At 67.2% G+C, this 3,612-nt stretch carries 3 protein-coding genes; all 3 read right to left on the minus strand.

The window, feature by feature from the left end; genetic code table 11:
• Positions 1–1,498: M1 family aminopeptidase (locus tag NTW26_07315; GenBank protein MCX7022065.1), on the minus strand; the 1,498-nt coding region annotated here is incomplete at its 3' end.
• Entirely contained in the window at positions 1,432–2,181 is a 750-nt protein-coding gene (locus NTW26_07320; protein MCX7022066.1) for a hypothetical protein, read from the minus strand. The genes NTW26_07315 and NTW26_07320, both read right to left, overlap by 67 nt.
• Before the next feature lie 318 nt (positions 2,182–2,499).
• A partial coding sequence (locus NTW26_07325) for a M1 family aminopeptidase (protein MCX7022067.1) occupies positions 2,500–3,612 on the minus strand: 1,113 nt, incomplete at its 5' end.

Raw genomic sequence — 3,612 nt, forward strand, 5'->3', positions numbered from 1 at the left:
CGAGGTACACCCCGGCCGGGAAACCCCCCGCGTCCCAGGAAACATCGTGCCGCCCCGCGGCCAGGTCTGTGTTGACCAAGGTATCCACCCGACGCCCCGCCAGGTCGTAGACGGAGAGCTCGACCGCGCCGTCCTGCGGCAGGTTGTAGACAATTGTAACCGCCGCCGCCGCGGGGTTGGGGAACGGCTCGGCCAGCGCCAGCGGCTCGCCGGGGACCAGCCAGTCCGCGGGCCCGGCGGTGAACTCCAGGGCCTGCCCATCGGACGCGTGGGCCACCAGGCGGTAGGAGTAGCTCCCCGACCCGGGCAGCGACCGGTCCAGAAAACGCCCCGAGGCCGGCAGCAACCGCTCGTGGAGCTTCGTCTCCCCCAGGCCGTCCCGCCGGTAAAGCTCCACGCCCAGCACGTCGCCCCCCGTCTCCCAGGCGACCAGGAGGCCGTCCCCGGCCGCCGACACGCGCGCCTCGGCCCGGTCCACCGCCGTTTGGTCCTCGGAGTCGCAAAGCAGCCAATAGCCGGGGTCGAGCTCGACGGATTCCACGTCGTCGTCCAGGTCGAAGGAGAACTCCTGGCCGCGCTCGTCCATCCAGACGGTGACGACTTCATCCTGGCGCGAGGCGTAGTCCACGCCGAAATCCACCGGCACCTCGAAAACGTACGGGGTGTCGTGGTCCGTGGACTGGACCTGGTCCAGGTGCAGGTGGAGGACGGTGTCCGCGCCGGAGCCGGTGGTCCACCACCACCACTCGAACTCGGGGTGCCCCGCCTGGTACACCCACTGGTCGAAGAACCAGTCCATGTCGGAATCGGGGTGGTGCTCGTTGCCGACCCAGTAGTCCTCGGTGTTGTTCTTGAAAATCTCGGTGGTGGCCCAGGAGTAGCGGCGCTCGGCCTGGTAGCCGGCCAGGCAGCCGTAGAAGTCCGTGTCGCCCATGAGGTGCCGCAGCATGTTCAGCACCCAGGAGCCCTTGTAGTAGGGCAGGTTGCCGAAGAGGGGGTCGGGGTCGTAGATGGGCGAGCGGTTGCCGTAGTCGCCGGCGTCGTAGCGGCCGCGGTGAATCAGGAGCCGGTCGCGGCGCCCCTGGTCGCCGTCCTGGTCCTCGTCGTAGATGACCTCGCAGTAGCTGGCGAACCCCTCGTTGAGCCAGCACTCCTTCCAGGTGCGGGCGGTGACCGCGTCGCCCCACCACATGTGCGACATCTCGTGGATGAAGATGGCGTAGTTCGAGCCGGTGCCGTTCACCAGGGAAGCTAACAGCGAGATGCACGTCTGGTGCTCCATCCCGCCGTAGGGCAGGGGGCTCACGCAGTACCCCGCCCGCTCGAAGGGGTAGCTCCCGAAGAGATTCTCGTACACCCCCATGCAGGTCGGCACGGTGTAATCGAAGTCGGCGTGGGCGTCGTCCTCCATGCCGGGGTAGACGTAGATGTCTATGGGGATGTTCGCGTCGCCGTAGAACCAGTCACGGTATTCGGAATAGTCCGTGGCCGAGAACATGATGAGGTAGGCGCGATGGGGTCCCGGCTCTGGAAGATCACCCGATGCCGTCCGCCGCCCACCGGCCCGTCGGAAAATAGGTGCCCGTTCGAGGTCACGTCGTAGGCCGTGTCGATGGTGACGACGGTGGTCGAGGGCGCCTTCTCGAAGTTCCAGTCCCGACAGGGGAACCAGTTCCGGCTGGCGAAGGGGCAGCCGCAGGTGTAGACGACGCCCCCGTTGTCGGTCTCGTACCACATCCCGTCCGTGGGGTCGCCGTGGTAGGAAACGGAGATGATGGTCCCCTCGCCGGTGTCCAGGGGGTCGTTCAGGGTGACGGTCAACAGGCCGCCGGAGTAGGTGTAGCCGCAGGGGGTGTGGTCGTCGAAAACGTTGTCCACGGTGAGGTCCACCAGGTCCAGGACGACCTCGGTCAGGCCGTCCTGGTCGCTCTCGATTTGCAGGTCCGTGGTGGCGTCAATGATGAGCGGCGAGCCGCCGGGGTCGAGGGTCAGGGAGATGCGGTAGTCGGTGGTATGGTAGGTGACGTCCTCCTCGGAGGGCGGCGGGGGTTCCTCGGCGGCCTTGATGGCGTGCGAGGCCAGGACCTGGTTCCACCAGTCCTGGGGGTCGGCGGGCTCGACGGGCGGGTGGGCCGCCGCCAGGACGGCCAGGAGCATGATGGTAAGAAGTATGTGACGCATGGCGAACCTCCGGTTTCATCCGAGGTCATATTATCACATCGGCGGGCGCCCGTGGACGGTCGGCCTTACGGGTCGGATTCGCGGCATTTGATGAATGTAGGGCGGGGATTCCTATCCCCGCCGCTTTACCCCTCTCCCTGGCCCGTAAGCGCGCTTCCCCCCAGAGGGGGGAGGGGAATATGTAGGGCGGGGATTTTAACCGAGCGAAGCGAGCTATGCCCCCGGCAAATCCCCGCCGTTTTACCCCTCACCCTAACCCTCCCCCCAACGGGGGGAGGGGACACGCCCCGACCCTCACCCCAATGGGAACAGGGGATCCTACCGCGCGACGACCAGCCGCCGGTGCGCCCGACCGGAATCCGTGTCCAAAAGAACCAGGTACACCCCCGGGCTCGCGCCCGAGGCGTCCCAGGAAACCTCGTGCCGCCCCGCGGCTAAATCCCCCTCGAAAAGCGTACCCACCCGCCGTCCCGCGAGGTCGTAAACGGAGACCTCCGCCCGGCCCGCCTCCGGCAGATCGAAGCGCACGTTCACCGCGCCCGCGGCCGGCGAAGGCCAGGGGTTCGCCAGGACCACCTCCCGAGAACACGGACCCTCCCACTGCACCGGCGCGGTCTGACAGTACAGCTTCTCCTCGCCGGAGACGACCAGGAGCAGCCAGCTCCACACGCCGGGGGACGGGATCCGCCGGTCGGTGAAGGTGAAAGTCCCCGGGTCGTCGTAGACGTTCAAGAGCGTCCAGTCCGTGAAATCCGTCTCGTCCCAGGCCAGGGGCGAATCGTCCGGATCCTGTACGCGGTAGAGGTAGGCGGTGTCGGCCTCGCCCGCCAGAATCCCGCCGGTGACCTCGACGCCGTCCGGCAGGACGCGGGCGTCGAGCGCCACCGAGAGGCCGGACTCGGCGTGCCGGCACAGGAGCCGGTCGTCGGGGTCGAAGACGAGACCCGAGAAATCGGGCCGATCCAGTTCTACGGTGAACTCCTGGTTCCGCTCGTCGTTCCAGAAGTCCAGGCGCTCCGTGTCCACGTTGGCGAAAACCGCGTCGAATTCCAGCGGCGCCTCGAAGACGTAGGGCGTGTCCTTGAGCGTGTACTGCACCTGGTCCACGCCGATGTGGAGCACGGAACCCTCGACCCACCACCGCCAGCGGTACTCGGGGAAACCGGCCCGGTAGCACCACTGGTCGAAGAACCAGCCCAGGTCGCCGGGATGGTGCTCGCCGGTGTAGAAATCATCCAGGGTGTCCTCGAGGTCGGCGGTGACGACCGAGCCGTAACGGTAGGCGTCCAGGTAGGCGCGGATGCCGTCGAAGAAGGCCTCGTCGCCCATCAGGTCGCGCAGCATGTACACGACCCAGGAGCCCTTCAGGTACACCGTGGCGGAGAAATCCACATCGGGGTCCACGAGGGGGTAGCGCCGCCTGGCGTCCTC

Source organism: bacterium (genome assembly GCA_026398675.1).
GTDB lineage: Bacteria > RBG-13-66-14 > RBG-13-66-14 > RBG-13-66-14 > RBG-13-66-14 > RBG-13-66-14.